Here is a 23,385-nt window from a genome sequence, read left to right as displayed (position 1 = left end):
TCAGCCCCAGTTTGAGGCGATGGACACGTGTATCGCAATACGATACGCTAGTTGCGTGATCGTCAGTTTCCAGCACCGCGGACTGGAAGAGTACTTCAAGACCGGGTCTAAGCGAGGCATACAGCCACAACATGCAAACAAACTGTCACGTGTGCTCTCCGTCCTCGATCAAGCGACCACGATCGAGCCAATCCTTCGGATTCCTGGATATCGGGCGCATGAATTGGTCGGCGATCGCAAGGGATTTTGGTCAGTGAGGATCACCGGAAACTGGCGAGTCATCTTTCGGTTTGTAGGCGAAGATGTCGAGTTAGTCGATTACCTTGACTACCACTAAAGGAGGTTTTCCAATGTTCAACCCAGTTCACCCAGGTGAGGTCATCCGTGAGGATGTGCTCAGCGAACTAGAAATCTCCGTTGCGGAGGCAAGCCGTCGACTTGGGGTTTCCCGGGTTGCACTGAGCCGGGTTCTGCACGCACACGCTGCGGTCACCCCGGCACTCGCTATCCGTTTCGAGGCTGCAGGCGTCGGCACGGCCAAACTGTGGCTGGATATGCAGACCGCCTACGACCTCGCTCGGGCAAGGGAAGCCGGGCAGCCGGTCGTCGAAAAGCTTGTCGGCTAGCCCTCATACCTGCGGGAAGTAAACACCCGCGGCCCATCTGGCCCCTCGTAGACATGGGTAGTGGAGGCGCCGATGATGACCATGGTGCGCATGTCGACAATCGAAGGGTCGAAGTCTCGCAAATTAGTGACCACCACAGACTCCTCTGTGGATCCCACCGCACGGGCCACAATCACCGGAGTTTCCGGCGCCTGATACTCAGCGACGATGTCGCGCAGCTGTGCCACCTGCTCCCGGCGCGTCTTTGAGGCCGGATTGTACACAGCGAAAGCCATATCTGCGCTGGCCAGGGCGCGAATCCTTTTCTCAATCACCGACCAGGGCTTGAGGCGATCGGAGAGCGAAAGCATGCCGAAATCGTGCCCTAGTGGCGCGCCCACTCGGGATGCCACCGCCTGAGCTGCGGTCATGCCTGGCACAATACGTACTGGAACGTCACGCCACAGGTCATCGTCGGCGGTCTCGAGCACAGCTGCAGCCATGGCAAATACGCCTGGATCACCGGAAGAAACCACGGCAACCCGGGCACCACGCTTAGCCATATCCAGCGCCATCGCGGCGCGCTCCGCTTCCACCTTGTTGTCCGACAGGTGTCGGTGCTGCCCCTCCCGGACCGGGACACGATTGACGTAGGTGGAGTAACCAACAATGTCGGTGGCCTGCGCCAACTCGGCGGCAACCTCTGGCGTCGTCCAGCGCTCTGCACCAGGGCCGAGCCCCACGACGACGACCTCGCCACGGGGTTCCGGGGCCGGGGAGATCACGCGGGACGGCACAACCACGCAGGCGAAATACGGCACCTCGGTGGCCTCGAGGACAGGCACCACTCGTTCCCCCGACATGGTGGCGCGGATAACCACATAGGCACGCTCGGCCAAACCCGTTGTCACCAACGCCTGCTTAACCTTCTCAAACGTTCGCCCCAGCTTCATGATCACAGCGGTATCCGTCAGCGCAAGGCGATGCACCAGCTCCTGCTCCGGGAGGGTGCCCGGAAGAATCGTGATGACTTCGTCGTCCTCAGCTAGCGGCTGCTGCAAGGCATCCGCAGTCGCGGTAATGGAAGGGATGCCCGGAATAACACGAGTTTCCGTCGCAAACTCAGCCAGCGTCCGATGCAGATGCTGGTAAGAGGAATACAGCATCGGGTCTCCGAGAGAGAGGATCGCAACCGATTTACCCTCCTGCAGGTGGCAAGCAAGCCGCTCGGTGGCATCCACGTAGAAATCGGCCAAGGCGCCAGCGTAGCCACCAGGATGGTCAGTGGCCCCCGTGGTCACCGGGTACTCCAGCAACTCATGAATCTGACCTTCGCGGAAGTGCTCGCAGGCAATCGCTGCCGCCGTTGACGGCTTACCCGGCGCAGCGTGGTAGGCCACCACGTCCGCACTTTCGATCGCTTTCACAGCCTTGAGGGTCAGCAGCTCCGGATCGCCGGGGCCAACTCCGATGCCATACAGTGTGCTCATGGCAGAATCTCCTGGTGGGTTGCCAGCGCATTAATGGCGGCGCAAGTAATCGCAGAGCCACCACGACGGCCATGCACCGTCAGGAATTCAATCCCCAAATCAGCTGCTGCGTTGGCCAGATCAGCCTTGGATTCCGCAGCCCCCACAAAACCAACCGGGATACCGAGAACTGCAGCCGGGCGTGGCCGCGACTCGTCCTCCGCCAACCACGTGAGCAAATGAACAAGAGCGGTCGGCGCATTACCGATCGCCACCACAGCACCGTCAAGAACTGGCTTCCACAGCTCAACCGCCGCAGCAGAACGGGTCGTACCCAGCTTTTCAGCAAGCTCCGGTACTTCAGGAGAACGCAGGAAGCACAAGACCTCATTGTCAGCAGGAAGGCGCTTGCGCGTCACACCCGAGGCAACCATGTTCACATCCGTGATAATCGGCTTACCAGCCTCCAGGGCGCCCCGGGCAGCTGGGACTAACCCAGCAGAAAACTCAATGTCATCCGCTAAATCCGTCTGTCCCGCAGCATGAATCATGCGCACCGCAACCTGAGCCTGCAGCTCATCGAACGCGGACAAATCCGATTCTTCCCGGATCAGGGCAAAGGACTGGCGATAAATCTCGTTACCGTCGGTGATGTACTCGTGCATGACTACTAGATTAGCGCGGTCGGATTTGTGGTTCCGGATGGCCGAAATGGGAGTGATTTCAAGGTGACAATTTCCGTTATAAAACCGTTACTTTAAAGCATTGCAAACGTAATTTATTAGAGCTTAGTGTGAATGACTACCAACTGGTTCTCAATCATCGAAAGGATGACATGCAAAAAAACTCTTCACACTTGGGCTAGCTTGTCTGCTCTCTTTTTCTCACTCACCAGCTCATGCCACTAATATCGCAATGGATACGGCTCAGGAAAAGCCCTCGACCACACAAACTGACGGCAGGGAAATGCTTTGGAGTTCCAATGGGGAAGCGATCGTGATCGAGCTTGGATCAAACCGCTTTGTCAACAACTCTGGATCCCCTCAGATTGTTGATTCACAAGGGGAAATAGTCGAAGTCCTCCCAACCACTATGGAAAGTGAGCACGGGAGCCTTCAAGTGCGATACGAGCCATCCCCAACCAATCGCACCCTAACAGTTACTTTGACTCAATATGCATCGCCCGGACAAATCATCGCTTACAGCGATGAAAAGAACGAGGTGTGTTTTGCTGCTTGGGTAGGAACTGGCGCCTTGACTGGCGGTGTCCGTGGTCTGCTCGCCGGAGTGGTAGGTGCAATCTCGACATGCCCTGGATACCACTGGTAGCTTAAGGAAAGATTCTCATGCAGTTCCGTCACATCAAGTTTGCAGTTGTAGTTGCATTGACAACGTGGATTCATCTCCAGTGGAACGCTCCAGCAGCCTGGATTTTGCCATTGTTGGCATTGGCATCCTCACGGAAGCCTCGCGTCGACGAGACTTAGCAGCAGCTACTAAACACCTCATACTCACCGCCGCCCAGCGCCAAGTAATCGGTGTATGCCACGCGCGGGTGCCCACATCGGCGCTCGCAGCCGGAGAAATGCGTGCGTTCACTCGCCCCGCTGGCCATCAGCTGGAGGGCGTCGCGGCGGACGTCATCCCGCGATTTTGCGCAACCCGGCAGTCCCGTGCACGCCGTGACCAGCAGGTGAGGGGAGTGGGCGTCGAAAATGAGCCCCATCGGTGCGAGTACTTTCGCTACCGCTTCGGCTTCCCCTTCGTCGAGGTCGTGGACGAGCACGCTATGCCACGGCGTGACCTGCACAGGCTTGTCGACGGCCCGCAGCAGCTCCGCTACCTTGGCCGTGATCACGCCAAACGGCAGGCCCGCACCGAGGGAGACAGTGCCATTTTCGCGGTCAAACCAGCCGATGTGAGTCGGTTCTTGCGACTCAACGGCAGCAGTATCGTAGGTGTTGAACTCGGGCTTTTCGGCAACGCGCCATTTGTCGCCCCGGGTGCGTTGCCACTTCAGGGCCAGTTCGGCTAGCTCAGTGGCAGGGTTGGTGAGGACGTGCGTGGTGAGTTGCCCGCCTAGGATGAGCTGATTCGAGGGACTGAACACGCCAAAATCGGGCTGCTGTGCCAGGATCGCGCCGTCGCCACCGTCGATACCGAATAAGGTACGGCCCGAAAGTCCAGCAAGTTCCGCCTCGGCGAGCAGGGCTTGATCCAGCTCAACCACGAGTTCGTCCAGGTCGGCAAGGGGAGTGGCGATGATGTTGCGGATCTTGTCGTGGGGGATGCTGGGGACGAATCCGGCTGCGAGGACGGCCGTCGTGAAGCCTGCTTCGTCGGTAATGCCACGGATCTGCACGTTGCCGCGGGTGGTGAGGTGGATGTCGCCGTCGCCAAAGTCAGCAGATGCCTGTGCGAACTGCGCAAACTGTGTGGCGGACATCATGCCGCCGGGGAAGCGCACTCGGCCGATCGATCCATCTGAGGCGTGGTGGAAGGTTAGGGCTCCGGGGCACCCGTCGGATCGGGTGCGGTCACCAAGCCCCAGGTCGCAGGCTACTTTTTCGGTCGAAGCGTGTTGAGGCAGAGTCATAGACTCTATTTTATGGCTGTCGCCTCCCCAACGGGACGCGTCACAATACGCAGCCGAGGGTTCTTCAGCTCGCCAGACTGCGCGACCGTCTCCTGGAACACCTCTAGGAGCTGTTCGGCAATCTCGAGGCTCGGCGCCCACGTGCTGAGGTCCTGCCAATCCGGGGTGATGTCGTCGGCCGCTTGGATAAAGAAACGTGTTTCCATGGGGACCACTATAGGGTGGAGGCATGAGGCTCCGACGCTACCGGCTTTCCGACGTGCAACTGCTCGCGCACGTATCCGCCCCGTTGCGCAGGGACTTCATCCGGTTTCTCCTGCGTAGGCAGCCCGTGCGCCGCACAATCATTGACGATGTGAAGGTGCCGAACTTTGGTGGTTCGGAGCGCGTGTTCGGAATGGCCCCAGGCACTGTCACAGAGGTCGGCCCTTTGCGTTTCCTCGGTGCCCGCGAGCAGGCTCAACGGTTCGAATATGTCACCACCGATTCACATGGCCGCCAGCTCACGGCTACGGGCGGGCTGATCCGCTCAGCCGCCTCCTGGCCATATGGTGAGCGCCCGGTCATCGGGTTCGCCCCGTCCACTCAGGGTGTGGCGCAGCACTGCGACCCGTCCCACAGCTGCGCCATCGGCCTCAAGGTGTTTCTGGACAAACCGCGCGACGCCATCATGGCTTACGAACTACCTGTCATGCTCGCGTTCCTACGCCAAGGCTGCGACGTGGTGTTTATCGATTACCCGCGTGATCCCGACGCCGCTATCCAGTATTACGTCGACCACATCGCCGCTGGTCAATCACTCTATGACGCGCTGCGCGCTTCCCGGACGCTAGGCATTTCCGATACGCAGCAGATCGGATTGTGGGGATTTTCCCAAGGCACCGGGGCAGTGGGGTGGTGCGTGGAAAACCCGCAGCTCCCGGCGCGCGCGGCAGTGGTGGGCGCCCCACCGAGCACGCTTCTCGACGTCATGTCCCACGTTGACGGTTCCCTTGTGGTGGGAACGTTGGCCTATTCGTTCATGGGGCTGATGGCAGAAACTCCCGAGCTCTGGGAAATCCTATGGCCCCTGCTCAACGAGCATGGTCGGCGCCAAGTACTTGCCAATATCGGCACCTGCGCGGGCGGAACAGTCCTGGCCAGTGGGTGGGAACACACCCGTAAGTGGACCGTAGACGGCAGATCGTTTTCCGAGGTGGTCAGCGAGATTCCGCTGGTGCGCGCGGCGCTCGAGCGACAGGAATTAGGGCACTGCCCTCCGGCGATGCCGGTGAGACTGTGGGGTTCCCGCAACGACGACGTGATCCCCGTGGAACAGGTGCAACGGCTGCGGGATAGGTGGTCGGCTTTGGGAGGTGCTGTGTCCTATACCGAATCACGGTTGGTCCGACTTCCCGGTAGGACCTCCCTCAACCACTTCCTCCCGTACTATCTTTCGGTGCCGCAGCAGATGGAGTGGTTGCTGGAGAGGCTGCACTAATTCGGAAATATATTGCCGACATGGCAGATCTTAGTTCCCCTGAAGCCACATCTATCGGCCAAGCGATACGAGACATGCGCAAGCGCTATATGCTCACCCAACAGCAACTCGCGGAAATGACCGGCATTTCGGACCGGACCCTTCGCGACATCGAAAAAGGGACAGGAACGCCCAGCATTGGAGCAGTCTTAACAGTACTTAACACTCTTGGTCTCAGAATCGAGATACTCCAGTGATCCATGTGGATGAACTGAAGTTTGTTTCTGTCGCAGATGTGTAAAAACGGGGTGTTTGCAGGACATCTCCGTCGCACAGAGGCTGGCGAAGTTGTATTTGAGTACTCACCCAAATATTCCGGACCGGACATCGCACGCCAAAAACGTTTCGATCCTCCAGCAGGATGGCCGTTGGGATGTTGCTCCTATGTACGACGTGCCGTGCACAGCGTTCTACCGAGATTTCACGATGGCGTTGCCCGTCAATGGAAAAACTAAGGACTTGAAGCGCCAGGATTGGTTAGACTTTGCGCACTCGATTGGGCTACCGCCAGCGGCAGCAGCGGCGTCGATAAGGCTAGTGCTCGGTGTTGTCGCTGACATTGATCTTTCCTTGCTTCCTTTCACCGGCTCCCCTTTAACTGGTGCGGAACGTGAGCTTCGCCACCGCCGATACCAGGTCGAGGAATAGCAATCACGTACCATGAGGGGAACGCCACACGCATTGGCCGTGGGAAGTTCAAGAATCCGGTGCAATTCCGGGCGGTCGCGCCACTGTCACAGTCAGACCTTGAGCTCCCGTTATCGCGGCGCAGCGACCAGGGCGCGAAACCCTTAACCACTGCACAGAAAGTTTGTATCTAGTGATTGCACTGCTATCCACCTCGGACACTGATCTGCTGTCTGCAAAGGCCGCGAATGAGGCCGAGAACGTCGAGTTCACGTTCGCCAACCCTATGTCCCTCAAAGCCGACCAGATTGGGCAGTGGCTTGAGGGGTGCGACATCGCCGTCGTGAGGCTGCTCGGCGGTAAGCGCGCCTGGGAAGAGGGCCTGGACGCCGTCCTCAAGACCGGCATTCCGACCATCGTGGTCTCGGGTGAGCTGGCGGTGGACGCCGAGCTGACCGAGCTGTCCACCGTCCCGGCAGGCGTCACGACGACCGCCCACACGTATCTTGCTGAAGGCTCCGCCAAAAACTTGGAGCACCTGTACCGCTTCCTCTCGGACACGATTTTGCTCACCGGCTACGGCTTCGACGAGCCGGAGCACATGCCGATGTGGGGTCACCTGGAGCGCGACACCTGGGCTGCTGACCACGCCCCGGTCGGCCCCCGCATTGCCGTACTCTACTACCGCGCCCAGCACCTGGCCGGCAATACGGAGTACATCAAGGCGCTGAGCCGCGCGATCGAAGAGCAGGGGGCGACCGCTGTTCCGATGTTCACGGCCTCCTTGCGCCAGGCGGCGCCGGAACTTCTGGCGGAACTGGCCACCATGGACGCTACCATCACCACCGTTTTGGCAGCGGGTGGCACCAAACCTGCCACCGCACAGGCCGGTGGCGACGACGAAGCCTGGGATGTGAAAGAACTCGCGGCGCTGAACATCCCGATCATCCAAGGCCTCGCGCTTACCACGCCGCGCGCCACGTGGGAGGAGAACGACGATGGCCTGACCCCGCTGGACGTCGCGACGCAGGTGGCCGTGCCGGAATTCGACGGGCGCATCATCACCATCCCGTTTTCCTTCAAGGAATTCGACTCCGATGGCCTCATCGCCTACGTCCCAGATGAGGAACGCTGCGCGCGCCTAGCAGGGATCGCGGTCAAGCACGCAAGGCTGCGGTCGCTAGATAATTCCGAGAAAAAGATTGCCGTCATGCTCTCGGCGTACCCAACCAAGCACGCCCGTATCGGCAATGCCGTCGGCCTGGACACCCCAGCATCCACGCTGCGCGTCCTGCGCGCTCTCGAGCAAGCAGGCTACAACCTCGGCGACGTTACCCAGATCCCGGGCTACACCGAGATGGACGGCGACGCCTTCATGCACGCCATCATCGAAGCCGGCGGCCATGACCCAGAGTGGCTCACCGAGGACGTGCTGGCCAACAACCCGCTGAAACTGCCCCGTGAGCAGTACCTGGAGTACTTCGCTACCTTGCCTTCAGCAGTGCAAGAGGACATGACCGAGCACTGGGGCGCCGCCCCCGGCACGCACTACGTGAACCCGAACACGGGGGAGATCTACATTGCTGGCCTGCAATTCGGCAACGTTGTGGTCATGGTCCAGCCACCACGTGGCTTCGGCGAAAACCCGGTCGGCATCTACCACGACCCTGACCTGCCAGCGAACCACCACTACCTGGGTACCTATCACTGGCTGCGCAGCGTGTTCGGAGCCGACGCGATCGTCCACATGGGCAAGCACGGCAACATGGAATGGCTGCCAGGCAAGACCGTCGGCATGTCCGCCGAGTGCTACACCGACCAGGCGATCGCGGACATCCCACTGATCTACCCGTTCCTGATCAACGATCCCGGTGAGGGCACCCAGGCCAAGCGCCGCGCCCACGCCGTGCTGGTGGACCACATGATCCCACCGATGTCCCGCGCCGAGTCCTACGGCGACATCACCCGCCTGGAACAGCTGCTGGACGAGCACCAAAACATCTCCGCCATGGACCCAGCGAAGCTCCCAGCCATCCGCCAGGAGATCTGGACCCTCCTCACCGCCGCGAAAATGGACCAGGACCTCGGCTGGGACGAACGCCCAGACGAGGACGTTTTCGACGACATGCTGATGCATATCGACGGCTGGCTCTGCGAAATCAAGGACGTCGCCATCCGCGGTGGCCTGCACATCCTAGGTCAACCGATCGAAGAGGAAATGCTCATTGACCTGGTGCTCGCGATGCTCCGCGCCCGCCAGCTGTGGGGCGGCGAGCAATCCGTCGCGGGCCTGCGCGAGGCCTTCGGCCTGTCCGAGTCCGGGGACGAATCCCGCGCACGGGTCGACGAAGTGGAAGCAAAAGCAAAGGCACTCTTGGAAGCTCTGTCTGCAGAAGGATGGGATCCACGGGCCGTCGATAAGCTCGATGCCCCGAAGGCAGCACGCGACATCCTGCGCTTCGCCTGCACCGAGATGGTGCCGCGCCTGGAGCAAACCCCACGCGAGATCGACCAGGTGCTGCGCGCCCTGAACGGCGAGTTCATCGAGGCCGGGCCGTCAGGCTCACCAATGCGCGGCCTGGTGAACGTCCTGCCGACCGGCCGCAACTTCTACTCCGTGGACCCGAAGTCCATCCCTTCGCGTCTGGCGTGGGAGACCGGAACGTTGCTGGCGGATTCGTTGCTGCAGCGCTACCTGGGCGAGCACGGCGAATACCCGGCCTCCGTCGGTCTGTCCGTGTGGGGCACCTCCGCCATGCGCACCTCCGGCGACGACATCGCCGAGGTCTTCGCGCTGCTGGGCGTGCGCCCCATCTGGGACGAGGCATCGCGCCGCGTCATCGACCTGTCCGTCATCCCGCTGGAGGAACTCGGCCGCCCGCGCATCGACGTCACCGTCCGCATCTCCGGCTTCTTCCGCGACGCCTTCCCGCACGTCGTGGCACTGCTTGACGACGCCGTCCAGCTCGTCGCCGGGTTGGACGAGCCGGCGACGGATAACTTCGTCCGGGCGCACGCTACCGCTGGGAAACCAGTCCGTCGCATCTTCGGTTCCAAGCCCGGCACCTACGGCGCTGGCCTGCTGCAACTGATCGAATCCGGCAACTGGCGCGACGACCAAGACCTCGCCGAGGTCTACACCACCTGGGGCGGCTACGCCTACGGTCGGGGAGTGGACGGCATCGAAGCAAAGGAAGAAATGCGGGAAGCCTACCAGCGCATCTCCGTCGCCGCGAAAAACGTGGACTCCCAGGAACACGACATCGCCGACTCCGACGACTACTTCCAATTCCACGGTGGCATGGTCGCCACGGTGCGCGCACTGACCGGCAAGGATCCGGAGGCGTACATCGGCGATTCCACCCGCCAAGAAACCGTCAAGACCCGCACCCTGCACGAGGAATCCCGCCGCGTGTTCCGCGCGCGCGTGGTCAATCCGCGCTGGCTGGAAGCCATGCGAAACCACGGCTACAAGGGCGCCTTCGAAATGTCAGCCACCGTCGACTACCTCTTCGGATACGACGCTACCACCGGGCTCATGGACGACTGGATGTACTCCACGCTGACACAGGAATACGTCCGCGATGAGACGATGCGTGAGTTCTTTGAGAAGTCCAACCCGTGGGCGCTGCGCGACATCTCCGAACGGCTGCTGGAGGCTGCGGATCGCGGGATGTGGGCTTCTCCGAGCCAAGAAGACCTTGAGACCCTGCGGTCTACCTTCCTGGAAATGGAAGGGAACCTGGAGGAGAAATAGGACGGGGCGGTGCTGTTTTCGGCTGTGACGATGTTGCAATGACGATGATCCCAGGATGTCGATGTTTTTCATTAACCCATCCTGGAAACATCGTCAAACCACTATCAGCATCACCACCCACCGCAGCACCCACCTGGAAAAACACTCCGGGGCTGCGCTGGCCCCGGTTTTGACGATGTCGCGTTGACGATAACCCCAGGACACCCACACAGTTCACGAACCCCATCCTGGAAACATCGTCAATCCACTATCAGCAAACCCGCGCTGCTTTACAAAGACTAGCAAGCCAACCGGTAGGGTAGTAGCGTGCCTTTGATCATTGCTCTTCCCTATTTCCTTATCGAGGCCCTCGCGTTCTGGGGTGTCTCCGAGGCCATCGGCGTCGGCTGGGCGCTGCTTGCGCTGTTTCTGTGCTTCTTTGGCGGCCTATTCTTGGCGGCCTTTGAGATGAAGCGCATTGGCCGCGTCGCGCTGCACCAGCAGCAGGTTAACCCTGGTCGGCTGGCTGGTGACTATGGTTTGTTGGCCGCGGGTGCGATCTTGGTGGCTGCGCCTGGTTTTGTCACCACAGCGCTCGGATTGTTGCTCATTGTGCCGCCCACGCGGGCGTTGGCGCGGAAAGCCCTGGCAAAGAAGCTGCGTGTGAAGATTGAAAACTTAGGCATGCGTGGTTTTGAGGCAACGAATAGGTATCGGGAGCACACGGTCTATGGGTCCTTCGCGGATCCTAACAAGCCGGTGATCGACGAAGACGAGCTCAAAGGCTGGTCGGACAATGTCAAGCCGGAGGACTTTAAGTGAGGCTTCTGGCTCGGCTCGTGCTTGCCGGAATCGGCGGGTACGCTTCGTACGCTTCTTTTGTACCGCTCGGTTGGTGGTGGGCCGGCATTCTCGGCCTCGCCGCGTTAGCTGTGGCCCTGATGCCGTGGGGCGATGACCAGCCCCGTAAGCGCTCTGGCGCGCTGATCGGCCTGACTTATGGTTTGGCACTTTATGTGCCGCTCTTGCCGTGGATCGGCGAGTTTGTGGGCGCGGTTCCGTGGCTTGCGCTGGCGGTGACTGAGTCGCTGTATTTCGTGGTTTTCGGATTCTTGGCTGTGCCCATCGCACGCTGGAAGCACTGGGGACCGCTGGCGTTCGCGCTGTGGTTCGTGGCCATGGAGTTCGTCCGATCCAACTGGCCGTTTGGTGGCTTCGCCTGGGGGCGCCTGGGCTGGGGTCAGATTGAGGGGCCGGTGGCGCAGTGGGCGTCGATAGGCGGGCCAGCGCTGGTCACCTTCGTTGCGGTCTTCGTAGGCGCGTTGCTTGCTTCACGACGCCTCATCCCCGCAATCGGCGCATTCCTGCTGGTGTGCTCTGGTATGGCGATCCCGCTGGTCCAGCCCGCTGGCGCGCCCACCGGGGAGATCAAGATCGCTGCGATCCAGGGCAATGTGCCCCGGTTGGGCCTTGATTTCAATGCGCAGCGCCGCGCGGTGCTCGCCAATCATGCCCGCGTCACCGAAGAGCTCGAAGAGCCGGTGGATCTGGTGATTTGGCCGGAGAACTCCTCCGATGTCAACCCGTTTAGCGACGATAAGGCCCGGCAGCTCATCACCGGTGCCGTGGCCAAGGTCAACGCGCCGACCCTAGTCGGCACGATCACCGTGGACGAGGTTGGGCCACGCAACACCATGGTGGTGTTCAACCCGGATGGCACGACAGGGGAGTACCACTACAAAAAGTTCCTGCAGCCCTTCGGGGAATACATGCCCTACCGGGATTTCTTCCGGCGCTTTTCCTCCTTCGTAGACATGGCTGGCAACTTCCAGCCGGGTGATGGCGACGGCGTGGTGACCATGAAGGACGTGAAGGTGGGTATTGCCACGTGCTATGAGGTTGCGTTTGATGCTGCTGCGCGGACGGCCGTCGATAAGGGCGCGCAAATCCTTGCCACGCCGACGAACAACGCCACCTTCGGGTTCACCAACATGACTTACCAGCAGATGGCCATGAGCCGAATGCGGGCCATCGAGACCGACCGCGCCGTCGTCATCGCAGCGACCTCTGGCTCTTCGGCGCTGATCCTCCCCGACGGTTCGGTCATCGAGAAAACCGCAATTTTCCAACCTGCGACGCTCGTGGACACGCTGCCACTGAAGGACAGTCGCACCATCGCAGTCCGGTACGGGCACTTCATGGAGCTGATCATGGTGGGGCTCGGGCTGGCTGCAGCGGTCCTGTCGCTGATGGTGTCGCGCCGCCACAGGTAGAATGGGCACAAGAACTGTCACCGAATAGGGGAGAAACTTAAACTAATGAGCAATCCAAGTGATCTCACGCTCGTGATCATTCCGACGTACAACGAACTGGAGAATCTGCCGCTCATCACCGGACGCGTCCGCAAGGCAACTCCTGAGGTAGATATCCTCATCGTCGATGACAACTCCCCAGACGGCACCGGCGAAGCAGCCGACAAGCTCGCCGCCGAAGATAGCCACATCAAGGTCCTGCACCGCGAAGGCAAGGGTGGCCTGCTGGGCGCTTACCTTGCCGGATTTGAATGGGGTCTGGAGCAGGGCTACACCGTGCTCTGCGAGATGGATGCCGACGGCTCCCACGCCCCTGAGCAACTCCACCTGCTGCTAGAGAAGATCGATGCCGGGGCAGACCTGGTGATCGGTTCCCGCTACGTACCAGGTGGCAAGGTGGTGAACTGGCCGAAGAATCGCTGGCTGCTGTCCAAGGGCGGCAACCTGTACATCGGCCTGATGCTCGGCTCCGGGCTCACCGACATGACCGCAGGCTACCGCGCTTTCCGACGCGAACTGCTGGAGTCCCTGAACTTCGATGAGCTCTCCGCCGCCGGCTACATCTTCCAAGTGGATGTGGCACGTCGCGCCGTCGCCGCCGGCTGGGATGTCGTAGAGGTGCCGATCACGTTCACCGAACGGGAGATCGGGGAGTCCAAGCTCGATGGTTCCTTTGTCAAGGATTCCCTACTTGAGGTAACCAAGTGGGGCCTGGCGCACCGCGGCGAGCAGGTTCGTGAATTGGCTAAGGAAATGTACGGCCTGGTCAAGTACGAAATCGAGAACAAGCGCAAGAAGCGCCTGTACTAAAAGTAAAACCCTACTCAGGTCACCTGAGTAGGGTTTTTGTGTGGCTTTCTAGCCTTGTTGTGCGGCTTCCTCCTGCTGCTGCTTGAGCAGGCGGGCAGCGTTACGACGGCGCTTGCGCAACAACTCGATGCGCTCTTCCAGGAGCACGTCCAACTCTTCGATGGAGCGACGCTCGCGCAGCATGTCCCAGTGGGTACGAGGTGGCTTGACCTCTTTCGCTTCCTGGCCTTCGCCTTCCATCAGCACGCCTACCTGGCCGTTTTTGCACAGCCAGGTGCTTGGGATTTCAGCGTCGTCGGCGAATGGGACCTCGTACACCTCACCGGTGTCCGTCTTGTACTTGACCATTTGACGTGGCGCGAGATCGTGGTCTCGGTCCGTTTCGTAGGAAACAGCGCCCATGCGGCTGCCACGAAGTACGCGATCTGCCATGTAAATTCAGTCCTTAGCTAGTGATACACCCACGAAAAGGTGACTTCCGGGCAATATTTCGCCATTATAGCGGTTTTAGGGTGTGGCTTGCACGTGGGGTTTAGCAAAGGCGAGGACGAATCGACTATGGTTTAGCACGTGAAACCGTATTCTGCTTCGTCACCCTCGTATGCAGAGACCCCACAGCCCACGACGTGTGCCTGGTGTGGCACACCGATTGAGGTTTCGGGTCGAGGTCGACCGAAAAAATACTGCAGTCATTCCTGCCGACAACGCGCCTACGAACAACGCAACAATGTTGCGGGTACGGCTATTCCCGCCGAGGCTGTGATTCTGCGGCCGGAGAAAGCTTCTCGGCTCAAGGATTCATTGTTTGAGCTGCGTTGCGCTGCAGAGGACGTTGCGACGGCCGCGTCAGAGGGAGCTGATGGAGAAGAAATCCGGCAGCTGTGCGAAGATTTAGTCGAGCTTGCTCGGTCCATCGAGAAACTACGTTAGGTCAATTCCTCCATGCAACAGACGTACAACAAGAAACTGATCATCGGTATGGTCGTGGCGATTATTGTCGTCGCACTCGCCAGCGTGGTTCCGGTTGCGTACAAGGCTTACATGACGCCCGGTGTGAAAACTGAAGGCATCCAAGTCGAGGGCGCGAAGAATGCTTCCACTGATTTCAACGGTGCGTGGCACGTAGTCAAAGCGGCTCCTGGTAACCCGACATCCGTCGGTTACACATTTTGGGAGATCCTTCCTGGCGAACGTCGTGCTACCTCGGGTAGTACTAATAACGTCACGGGTGACGTAACTATCGCACAGGGGAAGCTCAATGCGGCGAAAATTACGGTCGATATGACGACCATTCACACCGACCGAGAAAAGCGCGATATCAACGTGCGCATGAAGTTGCTTGAGACGGACCAGTTCCCAACGGCAACCTTCGCAGTCGATGAGGGCGCGGGAATTGACGTGTCGTCAGTGCCAGACAACGGGACCATCGGCAAAGTGACCGTGCCGGGAACCCTCACCATCCACGGCGTGTCTAAGCACATCCAGGCTGAGATGGAAGTGCTGCGCACTGGCGACAACATGGTCGTGGGAGCGAACATCCCAATCAACCGGTTGGATTACGGCGTGGAGACGCCAGACTTCGTGGCAGCGAAAATTGATACTGAAGGGCACCTGAACATCCGCATCGCGCTGGAGAAGTAAATGCCCACAGAGAAGCTCATCCCGTGGCTGTGGTTCCGGCTGGTGGCGTTGCTCGCGTTCTTTATCTTCGTCATGACGCAGCAGATGCCGCTCGTAGCCGGGATCACGCTGATCTTGTTTGTTCTGACAGCGTTTCAACTGCGTACGGCCTACAAAAACAAATAACTGTCCGATAATGTACATTATGTCAAATAGGGCATCGGTACACTGGTTCCATGACCAGCCCACAGCCCTACCCTCCATCCGGCGCCGTGTAGTCAGTCTCCCAGCATCTACTTGGATACCTGAAGTATTTTCACGCCAGCCTGCTTGAGCGAGCATCCGAGCAGCCCAGTATTCACGTTCCACTAACACCGAGTGGCTGGTCAGCCGCCGAGCTCCTCAATCACGTCGCACACATGGAACGGCGTTGGCTCGTATGGGGTTTCCTCGGCCAACACATAGACAATGTCTGGGGCGATTGGCACGGCGGTTCGTGTCACGCCCCACACGCAACACTGAGCATGCTTCACGACGCCCTAGCCCAGAACCTTGACGTGGCCGTGGAGGTTAATTCCCATCACTGAGGGGTTCGAGTTTCACAGCCCCCAGTTCCCACATGCCACAACCGGTCCTCCGGGTTATAAAGCGAACAACTTTCCAAGCTGAGGCAGCCACAACCGATGCAGCTATCAAGGTTGTCTCGCAAGCGCTTCAGACGTTCGATTTGAAGATCCATCCGCGGACGCCACGATTCACTGAGTCGCTGCCAATCGGCTTTGGTTGGCACCGCTTCACCGTGTGGCAGCTCACCCAAAGCTTGAGCTATGTCGTCGAGGCTCAGCCCCACTTTTTGCCCCACTTTTATGAAGGCAACCCGCCGCAGGACACTTCGCTTGAATCGCCGTTGATTTCCAACGTTTCGATGACTCGCGATCAACCCTTTTGATTCATAAAACCGGACAGCGGAAGGTGCCACACCGGCGCGTGCTGCTACTTCACCAACAGAAAGCTCCATCGCATTCTCCACAACCCCTTGACTTAAAGTTAACTTTAAGTTGTAGTTTTGGGGTATATCAACAGAAACCTTCTACCACCAGCAGGAATTAACCGACCCCGCCTTTGAGAAATGGCACCTACTACACGGAGTTCGTTAACCATTCGGCCACGGACACCAGAACCTCTTCCCCATTCGAAGGTCCAATAAGCTGCACCCCGATAGGCAGTCCATCCCCCGCCCAACCTGTGGTCACATGCGCAGCTGGCTGCCCAGAAATGTTGGTAAAGGCGGTAAACCCGACGGAGGACGCCGAAGCCACCATCGCCCCAATCATTCCCTTACCCCGAAGCGCTGGAATCCGGGCTGGCCGCTTCCCCAGAGTCGGAGATAGCAGGACGTCATAGTCCTCAAATACCTCATCGACAGCCTTTCCTATGGCGAGCGACCGCCGCTTCGCCCACTCGATGGCACTTGCTGGGATCAGCTTGCCAACCCGCACCACTGCTTGCGAGCGAGATTCGAGCAGTGACGTATCTTTCAGCAGCTCATACTCAGCTAGTGGGCCGGTGAAGAATTGGATCAGAAAAGGCAATGTCGGGTTCGGAAATCGTACCGTCGCGTCGGAGACCTCGTGCCCCTGCGCACGCAACAGCTCAGCAACCCGAGCAACCTCATCTCGATGTTCTTTGCAAGCTTTCCGGCCATTGGAAAAGGCCCGCTGCACCACGCCTATCCGTAAACCGGAAAGCTCGCGCGAGCAGGCGTCAACCAAGGAGCCAATCGGCTCTGCATGCCAGGAATCCGTGTCGGCCGTGCCGGAAATGACGTCGTAAAGCAGTGCACTATCTCGCACGGTGCGGGTAAGCGGGCCGACGGTCCCCAGTGCGTGCCAGAGGTCAGGAAAAGGCGCCAGTGAGACGCGTCCGCGCTGTGGCTTCAACCCGAATAAGCCGCATTGCGCTGCTGGAATACGGATTGATCCACCACCGTCGCCGGCCATACCTGCGGGCACCATCCCGGATGCGACTGCTGCGGCAGTACCACCAGAGGAGCCGCCAGTGGTGCGGGAAAGATCGTGTGGGTTGCGGACTATCCCCTTCGATTCGGTCTCCGTGAAGGCCCAGCAGCCAAACTCCGGCATTCTGGATTTCCCGACGATGATGGCTCCGGCGTCGAGAAGGCGCTGCACCGCCCACGCATTGCCGGGGTCGCGAGTGGTTTGCGTCGCCGTGCCGAAAGTGGTGGGAACCCCCGCGACCGGCATTTCGTCCTTAATCACAATAGGCACCCCGTGGAGCACTCCCCGACCGCTCGGCGGAGTTTTATCCAACTGGCGCGCCCGCGCGAGCGCCTCGTCTCGTAACACAAATGAAAGTGCGTTGAGGGTGGGGTTGAGTTCATCGATTCGCTGCAGGCACGCCACTATGCCGGTTTCTGCACTGGTCAGTGCAACTTTTTCCCGCCAACTATAGACATCGCACTCATGCCACGGAATACTGGTCATACGCCTACTATACGACACGCCAACAGTTACCAACACCAAATTGTTCTACAGGTTGGGAATTTCTTTCCATTGTGTGAGATTTTTGTGTTAGTCTCGAGAAACCCTATTCCGACTAGCTTCACACAAGGTGGTGTTTATGCCCCAAGCGACAACCTCTACGCACACTGCGACACAAGTACCGGGCGCCAAGCTCGACAAAAAAACCAAGCGCCGAATCATCATTGCGTCCACAGTGGGCACCACCATTGAGTTCTACGACTTTTATGCCTACGCCACCGCCGCAGTAGCCGTGTTTCCCTTCTTGTTCTTCCCCAAGAACGAGGACCCCACTATCGGCCTGCTTGCGTCCTTCGCCACCTTCGGCCTCGCCTTCGTCGCCCGCCCCTTGGGCTCCGTCGTCTTCGGCCATTTCGGTGACCGCATCGGTCGCAAGGCAACACTCGTCGGCTCCCTGCTGACCATGGGTATTGCTACCTTCATCATCGGTTTGCTCCCCACCTACGCCCAGGCGGGAGTGGCCGCGCCAGCGATGCTCGCCCTGATGCGTTTCGGCCAAGGCCTTGGCTTGGGCGGCGAATGGTCGGGCGCTGCGCTGCTGGCTACTGAAACCGCCGAAAAGGGTAAGCGTGCCTGGGCCGCAATGTGGCCACAGCTCGGCGCGCCATTCGGATTCCTCACTGCCAACGGACTGTTCCTGATCCTGGTCACGTTCCTCGGTCACACCAACGGCAGCACCGAAGGCGCCTTCATGGAATGGGGCTGGCGTATCCCATTCCTGCTCTCCGCAGTAATGGTGCTGGTCGGACTATACGTGCGCTTCAAGTTGGAAGAAACCCCAGTGTTTACCGACGCTCTGAACAAAGGCAAGAAAGTCAAGACCCCACTGGGTGAGGTGTTCAAGACATCCTGGAAGCCACTGATCATCGGCACCTTTGTCATGGTGTCCTGCTACACCATGTTCTACCTGGTTACCACCTGGATCCTGTCCTACGGCATTGGTAAGAAGGAACTCGGCGTGGGCCTCGGGATCCCTTACATCCACTTCCTGAAGCTGCAGATCATCTCCATCTTCGCGTTCATCGTGGGCATTCCGCTGGCCGGATGGCTCGCCGACCGGTTCGGTCGCCGCCGCACCCTGATCGTGGTGTCCTTCATCATGGTTGGGTTCGGGTTCACCTTCCCAGTGTTCCTCGCACCGTCCTCCGCCACCGAGGGTAGCGTCCTGATGTTCCTCACCTTGGGCATGTTCATCATGGGTCTGATCTTCGGGCCAATGTCGGCCGTGCTGCCGGAACTCTACCCGACCAACGTTCGGTACACCGGTTCCGGTATCGCCTACAACGTGTCCTCCATCCTCGGTGCCGCGATCGCACCGTTCGTAGCAACGTGGCTGGTCAAACACCACGGTGTCGCGTCGGTGGGGATCTACCTGATCGTCGTGTGCATGATCTCCCTCATCGCGATCTTCGCTATGAAGGAAACGAAGGACCACGATCTCACGGCTATCTAACTGTTAGCAAGCAACCCAGCCCCATCCGCCCTAAACTAAGCCACTACGACTGTCTCTTCGTCCCGTGGCTCCGCTTGGGAAGTTCTCAAGGTGTTTACGGCGCTGGGGCTTACTTCTTTTGGTGGCCCCACCGCCCATCTCGGTTATTTCAAAACCGCATTCGTCGATCGGCGCCGGTGGCTCGATGAGGCCGACTACGCAAATACCGTGGCGCTCTGCCAATTCCTCCCCGGCCCCGCTTCCTCCCAGGTGGGCATGGTGATTGGGTTTCGGCGCGCCGGTTACCTGGGAGTGCTCATGGCGTGGCTGGCCTTCACCCTCCCCTCTGCGGCCACCCTCACCGCGTTCGCGCTGTTGGTGAAGAACTCCGCGTGGGTGGATCCGCAGGCCGGTTGGCTCGCGGGGCTACTCGCCGCAGCCGTGGCGGTGGTGTTCCACGCGGTTGCTGGGATGGCGAAGAACCTGGCAGCAACAAAGGTCACTGCCACCATCGCCGTGTTGTCCGGGATCACGGTGTTGGCGCTGCCCGGTCCGTGGACGCATCTCCTCGTGATTTTCGTGGCTGCCTTGGCGGGGATGGCGTTCTGCTCGGCGAGCGAACCTACCGCGGCTGCTCACACTGCGACGGTTCCGCAGTCGGTGGCGATTGCTGCTCTCACTGTTCTTATCGTTGCAATCGTTGCGCTTCCTGTGCTGGCACGGACAACCGGCAATCACTTCCTGGAGATGGTGAACGCGTATGTCAGTTCTGGCGCGCTCGTTTTCGGTGGCGGGCACGTGGTGATGCCGCTGCTCGAGCAGCACACTGTCGCCCCAGGGTGGGTAACGCACACCGAGTTTTTGGCCGGTTATTCTGCCGCCCAGGCAGTTCCGGGCCCGTTGTTTACCTTCGCGTCCTTCCTCGGTGCTGCGGACGCGGGACTGCTCGGCGCGTTCATCGCTACCGTCGCGATCTTCGCCCCGTCTGCGTTGTTAGTGCTGTTCGGGTTGCACTACTGGGATCGGCTTTCCCACCCGCTGCGGGTGCGTAAAGCGTTCTCCGGCGCTAATGCGGCCGTGGTCGGGTTGCTTGCCGCCGCTCTCTACCAGCCGGTCTTCACGCACGGGGTCACCGGCATCGCTAGCCTCGGTATCGTCGCAACGTGCTGGCTGGGCATGGCGAAATGGGGCGTGCCACCGTGGGCCATCGCCGTGGGTGCGGCGCTCGCCGGTTGGGTGCTGCTGTAGCGCAGGCTTAACGACGCCCCGACCTGTTCCTCGTGGTCAGCGTGAATTGGACCGCGTCCAAACACCCCAGGTTAAACAGCGCTTCCAGGAGCGCAAACTGGTAGATCCACAGTCGGCGGAACACGGAGTCATAGCCCGCGGCCGCGGCCTGGCGCAGATTACTTTCGAAAACTTCCCGCTGAATGCGCAACGACTCCCGGTAGTGCTCACCGAAGTGCTTTTGCCCGATGATACGCAGCCCGGTTTCTTTATCGACGAGTTGATGAAGCTTCTCGGGCGTCGAGAAGCGCAGTGCCGGCCACAGGTAGCCCTGCAGCACGGCCAGGGCCGCCCGCGAGTTAGGGCCAAACACATCGGTGGCCACCACGGTTTGCATCCCGATGAAGCCGCCCACTGTCAGCATCCGGTCGAGTGCCTTGAGGTACGAAAGCCGACCATTCTTGCCCATGTGCTCCAGTTTTTCCAGAGACAAAATGCAGTCATATCGGCCGCGCCAATCCTCCCGGGAGGGAAACGCCGCCGGCAACGTGTAGGGATGCACCTGGTTCGTTGCTCCGTTAAGAGTAATGAATTCGTCCAGAGCCACGCGATGATCCGGGTCAGAGGTCAGCACGTCCACAGTGGCGCCCCGCGCCGACGCCTGCATCGCGAGCGCCCCACCGGAGCTGGGATATTCGAGCACGTCAGCACCCTGGTCCACCAAAGCTGCATCCAGCAGGCTCGCCATCACGCGCTCCTGTGCGGCAGGGAAATCGGCGCGCTCCACGTCAATTGGGGCTGACACATACGTCACGTCCACAAAGTGAGAGGCCGGCTCTTTGCCCCGCCCGGCGCCAGGCACGAAGCTTTTGGTGGCTTTCCGCACGGTGGTGGGAACTCCGGAGGCGAACAATCCACCGCACAGGGACACGCCGTCCTCTGAGGTCAGCTGCACCAGATCAGCGGGAAGTTCTTGGCCTGTCCCGCGACTCGGGACTGTCTTCGCCAAGCGCTCCCTCCGCGGGGCGTAGCCTGCCCCCAACAGTTTCTCAAGCACTTTCGTTAGATCCGGGGCCGTCCATTCCCCGGCCATATAGGATTCTGCGAGCCCCAACCAGCCAGACTCAGCCAGGCGAACAAACAACTCGTCGTGCACCACTACCAGATCCGGGCTATCTCCCTCCACCTCGAGGCCGGCCTTGGCACAGGCAGCAGCGAAACGCTGCTCAGCACGGCGAGCCCGGAAATTGCTGATCGGCCCCGGCTCGGTGACGTTCACCAGCGCAGACCAGGTCTCGTCATCCACATTGGCAAGGTGTTCAGGAGTGTATGTAGCCATCCGGGTTCTCGCCACCTCGATTCTGTGCTCAGCATCGGATGCTTCCCCAGCTTAATGTTCGACAGCGCGCACAGTGATCAGCGACACGTAAAAGCGCACCACAGTGTGGCTAAGGCAACCGTAGTGTGAGCGTTATCCCAATAGGGGTTAAGATGGAATACCTAACCATTGGATTTTTCCTATCAGGAGCACAAACTTTATGACTGAGCAGCCTTACCGCCCAGCCGGAGGACGCCACCACGTTATTGTTATTGGATCCGGTTTCGGCGGATTGTTTGCCGTTAAGCGCCTCAAGAATGCAGACGTCGATGTGACCCTCATCGACCGCACCAATCACCACCTCTTCCAGCCACTGCTTTACCAAGTAGCGACCGGCCTGCTTGCTTCCGGCGAGATCGCTCCGGCTACCCGCCAGATCCTCGCAGACCAGGACAACGCGTACGTAGTCAAGGCCCGCGTCACCGGTGTTGACATCAAGGCTCAGACCGTCACCACCCAGCTGGGTAACAACACCAAGGTTTTTGAATATGACTCCCTGATCGTCGCTGCTGGCGCCGGCCAGTCTTACTTCGGCAACGATCACTTTGCTGAGTTTGCCCCTGGCATGAAGAACATTGACGACGCCCTGGAGATCCGCGCCCGCCTGATGGAAGCCTTCGAGCGCGCCGACATGACGTTGGATCCACACCTGCGCGAGCGCTACATGACGTTCACCATCGTCGGCGCTGGCCCAACCGGTGTTGAGCTCGCTGGCCAGATCGCTGAGATGGCTAACCGAACCCTGAAGGATCAGTACCGCAATATCGACCCATCGCAGGCCAAGATCATTTTGCTCGACGGCGCGCCACAGGTTCTGCCACCATTCGGCAAACGCCTCGGCCGCAACGCTCAGCGTCGCTTGGAAAAGATCGGCGTCACCGTGATGCTCAACTCCATCGTCACCGACGTGACCGAGGAAGCAATCACCGTCAAGAATATGAAGGACGATTCGGTCCAGACCATCCGTTCCTTCTGCAAGATATGGTCCGCTGGCGTGGCCGCCAGCCCGCTGGCTAAGCAGATCGCTGACCAGGCTGGTACCGAATGCGACCGCGCCGGACGCGCAATCGTCAACGACGACCTCACCGTGGGCGAATACAAGAACGTCTTCCTGGTGGGCGACATGGCTAACTGCAACAACCTTCCCGGCGTCGCCCAGGTTGCGATGCAGGGTGGCGAGTACGCTGCCGAGCAGATCATCCTTGAGCTGGGTGGCCGCACCGGCGAACGCCCGAAGTTCGAATACTTTGACAAGGGTTCCATGGCCACCGTCTCCCGTTACTCTGCAGTGGTGAAGATGGGCAAGGTCGAAACGACCGGCCTGGTCGGCTGGATCATGTGGCTGGCCGTCCACATCATGTTCCTGGTCGGCTACCGTAACCGCTGGACCGCCGCGTGGGCATGGGGCCTGAACGTCCTGTCCCCGAAGCGCTGGCAAATGACCGTCACTGATCAGCAGCGCAAGGCTCGTAACCTGATCGAGCAATAACCAA

The 23,385-nt window shown here is 59.9% G+C and carries 21 protein-coding genes and 2 pseudogenes; 15 read left to right on the top strand and 8 right to left on the bottom strand.

Features of this window, described 5'->3' with window-relative positions; translation table 11 throughout:
- The first annotated feature begins 19 nt into the window (after positions 1–19).
- Both HW450_RS13200 and HW450_RS00495 read left to right on the top strand, forming a co-directional pair.
- Positions 20–337 (top strand): type II toxin-antitoxin system RelE/ParE family toxin, encoded by a 318-nt coding sequence (locus HW450_RS13200; RefSeq protein ID WP_407926253.1) that lies wholly within the window; start codon positions 20–22, stop codon positions 335–337.
- 13 nt (positions 338–350) lie between these two features.
- The gene (locus HW450_RS00495; protein ID WP_182386103.1) at positions 351–626 is read left to right on the top strand and encodes a HigA family addiction module antitoxin; all 276 of its coding nucleotides are present in this window, start codon (positions 351–353) and stop codon (positions 624–626) included.
- Here the strand turns inward: HW450_RS00495 and cobJ are convergent.
- The 4 genes and pseudogenes from cobJ to HW450_RS00475 all read right to left on the bottom strand — a co-directional run bounded on the left by cobJ (position 623) and on the right by HW450_RS00475 (position 4,876).
- Positions 623–2,095, bottom strand: a complete 1,473-nt coding sequence (cobJ, locus tag HW450_RS00490; protein ID WP_182386102.1) for a precorrin-3B C(17)-methyltransferase — start codon at positions 2,093–2,095, stop codon at positions 623–625. The two genes, HW450_RS00495 and cobJ, sit on opposite strands and share 4 nt — an antisense overlap.
- Positions 2,092–2,739 carry a precorrin-8X methylmutase gene (locus HW450_RS00485; RefSeq protein WP_182386101.1) on the bottom strand — a complete coding sequence of 216 codons (648 nt, stop codon included), beginning with the start codon at positions 2,737–2,739 and terminating at the stop codon, positions 2,092–2,094. Before HW450_RS00485 ends, cobJ begins: the two co-directional genes overlap by 4 nt.
- Positions 2,740–4,421: 1,682 nt before the next feature.
- Positions 4,422–4,670: pseudogene (locus tag HW450_RS13195) on the bottom strand (precorrin-3B synthase); the annotation flags it as partial.
- Between the two features lie 5 nt (positions 4,671–4,675).
- Positions 4,676–4,876 carry a hypothetical protein gene (locus HW450_RS00475; protein WP_182386099.1) on the bottom strand — a complete coding sequence of 67 codons (201 nt, stop codon included), beginning with the start codon at positions 4,874–4,876 and terminating at the stop codon, positions 4,676–4,678.
- Between the two features lie 23 nt (positions 4,877–4,899).
- Here HW450_RS00475 and HW450_RS00470 point away from each other — a divergent pair, with 23 nt between their 5' ends.
- The 7 genes from HW450_RS00470 (at position 4,900) to HW450_RS00440 (ending at position 13,674) form a co-directional block, all read left to right on the top strand.
- Complete coding sequence (locus HW450_RS00470) at positions 4,900–6,150, top strand: lipase family protein (protein ID WP_182386098.1); 1,251 nt, start codon at positions 4,900–4,902, stop codon at positions 6,148–6,150.
- 20 nt (positions 6,151–6,170) lie between these two features.
- Positions 6,171–6,386 carry a helix-turn-helix domain-containing protein gene (locus HW450_RS13190; RefSeq protein ID WP_182386097.1) on the top strand — a complete coding sequence of 72 codons (216 nt, stop codon included), beginning with the start codon at positions 6,171–6,173 and terminating at the stop codon, positions 6,384–6,386.
- Positions 6,387–6,483: 97 nt separating this feature from the next.
- Positions 6,484–6,837: a HipA domain-containing protein gene (locus tag HW450_RS00460; RefSeq protein ID WP_220463901.1), complete on the top strand. Its 354-nt coding sequence runs from the start codon at positions 6,484–6,486 to the stop codon at positions 6,835–6,837.
- Positions 6,838–7,009: 172 nt separating this feature from the next.
- The gene (cobN, locus tag HW450_RS00455) at positions 7,010–10,573 is read left to right on the top strand and encodes a cobaltochelatase subunit CobN (protein ID WP_182386095.1); all 3,564 of its coding nucleotides are present in this window, start codon (positions 7,010–7,012) and stop codon (positions 10,571–10,573) included.
- Positions 10,574–10,879: 306 nt separating this feature from the next.
- Positions 10,880–11,374, top strand: coding sequence for an FxsA family protein (locus HW450_RS00450; protein ID WP_182386094.1), 495 nt, complete (start codon positions 10,880–10,882; stop codon positions 11,372–11,374).
- Positions 11,371–12,825, top strand: coding sequence for an apolipoprotein N-acyltransferase (lnt, locus tag HW450_RS00445; protein WP_182386093.1), 1,455 nt, complete (start codon positions 11,371–11,373; stop codon positions 12,823–12,825). The genes HW450_RS00450 and lnt overlap by 4 nt, the downstream gene beginning before the upstream one ends.
- Before the next feature lie 45 nt (positions 12,826–12,870).
- Positions 12,871–13,674, top strand: coding sequence for a polyprenol monophosphomannose synthase (locus tag HW450_RS00440; protein ID WP_182386092.1), 804 nt, complete (start codon positions 12,871–12,873; stop codon positions 13,672–13,674).
- Between the two features lie 48 nt (positions 13,675–13,722).
- Here HW450_RS00440 and HW450_RS00435 read toward each other — a convergent pair whose 3' ends face one another.
- Positions 13,723–14,106 carry an RNA polymerase-binding protein RbpA gene (locus tag HW450_RS00435; protein WP_182386091.1) on the bottom strand — a complete coding sequence of 128 codons (384 nt, stop codon included), beginning with the start codon at positions 14,104–14,106 and terminating at the stop codon, positions 13,723–13,725.
- A gap of 138 nt (positions 14,107–14,244) precedes the next feature.
- Here HW450_RS00435 and HW450_RS13025 point away from each other — a divergent pair, with 138 nt between their 5' ends.
- From HW450_RS13025 to HW450_RS00420, 3 genes are read left to right on the top strand one after another with little or no spacing between them, the layout of a single operon-like run.
- Positions 14,245–14,604: a hypothetical protein gene (locus tag HW450_RS13025; protein WP_182386090.1), complete on the top strand. Its 360-nt coding sequence runs from the start codon at positions 14,245–14,247 to the stop codon at positions 14,602–14,604.
- Positions 14,605–14,616: 12 nt separating this feature from the next.
- Entirely contained in the window at positions 14,617–15,315 is a 699-nt protein-coding gene (locus HW450_RS00425) for a YceI family protein (protein WP_182386089.1), read from the top strand.
- A complete protein-coding gene (locus HW450_RS00420; RefSeq protein ID WP_182386088.1) occupies positions 15,316–15,480 on the top strand; it encodes a hypothetical protein in 165 nt (54 codons plus the stop codon). It begins immediately after the preceding gene.
- 394 nt (positions 15,481–15,874) lie between these two features.
- On the opposite strand, the gene soxR is transcribed toward HW450_RS00420, so the two are convergent.
- Both soxR and HW450_RS00405 read right to left on the bottom strand, forming a co-directional pair.
- Positions 15,875–16,324, bottom strand: coding sequence for a redox-sensitive transcriptional activator SoxR (gene soxR / locus HW450_RS00410; protein ID WP_269149331.1), 450 nt, complete (start codon positions 16,322–16,324; stop codon positions 15,875–15,877).
- A 109-nt stretch (positions 16,325–16,433) separates the two neighbouring features.
- Positions 16,434–17,798, bottom strand: a complete 1,365-nt coding sequence (locus tag HW450_RS00405; RefSeq protein ID WP_182386087.1) for an amidase — start codon at positions 17,796–17,798, stop codon at positions 16,434–16,436.
- A gap of 136 nt (positions 17,799–17,934) precedes the next feature.
- Here HW450_RS00405 and HW450_RS00400 point away from each other — a divergent pair, with 136 nt between their 5' ends.
- Both HW450_RS00400 and chrA read left to right on the top strand, forming a co-directional pair.
- The gene (locus tag HW450_RS00400; protein WP_182386086.1) at positions 17,935–19,308 is read left to right on the top strand and encodes an MFS transporter; all 1,374 of its coding nucleotides are present in this window, start codon (positions 17,935–17,937) and stop codon (positions 19,306–19,308) included.
- 78 nt (positions 19,309–19,386) lie between these two features.
- Positions 19,387–20,535, top strand: a pseudogene (gene chrA / locus HW450_RS00395) (chromate efflux transporter); the annotation flags it as partial.
- Between the two features lie 7 nt (positions 20,536–20,542).
- Here the strand turns inward: chrA and HW450_RS00390 are convergent.
- Positions 20,543–21,853: a class I SAM-dependent methyltransferase gene (locus HW450_RS00390; protein ID WP_182386084.1), complete on the bottom strand. Its 1,311-nt coding sequence runs from the start codon at positions 21,851–21,853 to the stop codon at positions 20,543–20,545.
- Positions 21,854–22,052: 199 nt separating this feature from the next.
- Between HW450_RS00390 and HW450_RS00385 the strand changes: the two genes are divergently transcribed.
- Positions 22,053–23,381, top strand: a complete 1,329-nt coding sequence (locus HW450_RS00385; protein ID WP_182386083.1) for an NAD(P)/FAD-dependent oxidoreductase — start codon at positions 22,053–22,055, stop codon at positions 23,379–23,381.
- Positions 23,382–23,385: the final 4 nt, after the last annotated feature.

Source organism: Corynebacterium hindlerae, assembly GCF_014117265.1.
Classification (GTDB): Bacteria; Actinomycetota; Actinomycetes; order Mycobacteriales; family Mycobacteriaceae; genus Corynebacterium; species Corynebacterium hindlerae.
This window is presented reverse-complemented; position numbering and strand designations above follow the sequence as displayed.

Bases quoted from the DNA above. Each gene is read 5' to 3' on its own strand.
- HW450_RS00405 (WP_182386087.1), bottom strand. From the start codon at position 17,798: ATGACCAGTATTCCGTGGCATGAGTGCGATGTCTATAGTTGGCGGGAA.
- HW450_RS00435 (WP_182386091.1), bottom strand. From the start codon at position 14,106: ATGGCAGATCGCGTACTTCGTGGCAGCCGCATGGGCGCTGTTTCCTAC.
- HW450_RS13190 (WP_182386097.1), top strand. From the start codon at position 6,171: ATGGCAGATCTTAGTTCCCCTGAAGCCACATCTATCGGCCAAGCGATA.
- HW450_RS00495 (WP_182386103.1), top strand. From the start codon at position 351: ATGTTCAACCCAGTTCACCCAGGTGAGGTCATCCGTGAGGATGTGCTC.
- cobJ (WP_182386102.1), bottom strand. From the start codon at position 2,095: ATGAGCACACTGTATGGCATCGGAGTTGGCCCCGGCGATCCGGAGCTG.
- HW450_RS00425 (WP_182386089.1), top strand. From the start codon at position 14,617: ATGCAACAGACGTACAACAAGAAACTGATCATCGGTATGGTCGTGGCG.
- HW450_RS00400 (WP_182386086.1), top strand. From the start codon at position 17,935: ATGCCCCAAGCGACAACCTCTACGCACACTGCGACACAAGTACCGGGC.
- HW450_RS00475 (WP_182386099.1), bottom strand. From the start codon at position 4,876: ATGGAAACACGTTTCTTTATCCAAGCGGCCGACGACATCACCCCGGAT.
- HW450_RS00470 (WP_182386098.1), top strand. From the start codon at position 4,900: ATGAGGCTCCGACGCTACCGGCTTTCCGACGTGCAACTGCTCGCGCAC.
- HW450_RS00420 (WP_182386088.1), top strand. From the start codon at position 15,316: ATGCCCACAGAGAAGCTCATCCCGTGGCTGTGGTTCCGGCTGGTGGCG.
- HW450_RS00390 (WP_182386084.1), bottom strand. From the start codon at position 21,853: ATGGCTACATACACTCCTGAACACCTTGCCAATGTGGATGACGAGACC.
- HW450_RS13200 (WP_407926253.1), top strand. From the start codon at position 20: ATGGACACGTGTATCGCAATACGATACGCTAGTTGCGTGATCGTCAGT.
- HW450_RS00385 (WP_182386083.1), top strand. From the start codon at position 22,053: ATGACTGAGCAGCCTTACCGCCCAGCCGGAGGACGCCACCACGTTATT.
- HW450_RS00485 (WP_182386101.1), bottom strand. From the start codon at position 2,739: ATGCACGAGTACATCACCGACGGTAACGAGATTTATCGCCAGTCCTTT.
- HW450_RS00440 (WP_182386092.1), top strand. From the start codon at position 12,871: ATGAGCAATCCAAGTGATCTCACGCTCGTGATCATTCCGACGTACAAC.